Raw genomic sequence first — 242 nt, 5'->3', positions numbered from 1 at the left:
CAAGGTTAGAGGATACGATAAGGACGGCAACGAAAAGATAGCAAATTTAAGCGACGTAACCAGCGGTATAGATCTGACGCAGTTTATTAAAAAAGATATAGATATAAACCATAGGCGGAAGCAAATAGAGGATCTAAATGCTAAACTGAAAGAAAAAGGCAAGACTCAAATCGACATCTCAAAGATCGATAATCGCATTTTTTACTACAAGGAAAACCCCTACACCGTATTTGCACCGGAGA

The 242-nt window shown here is 38.4% G+C and carries 1 pseudogene; it reads left to right on the top strand.

Annotated features, from left to right (window positions below):
• Positions 1-242 (top strand): annotated as a pseudogene (locus H740_RS11905) (response regulator); the annotation flags it as partial.

The sequence above is a fragment of the Campylobacter showae CC57C genome, from assembly GCF_000344295.2.
In the GTDB taxonomy this organism is placed as follows: domain Bacteria; phylum Campylobacterota; class Campylobacteria; order Campylobacterales; family Campylobacteraceae; genus Campylobacter_A; species Campylobacter_A showae_B.
The sequence above is the reverse complement of the archived record's forward strand: the minus strand, read 5'-3'. Positions and strand labels throughout refer to the sequence as shown.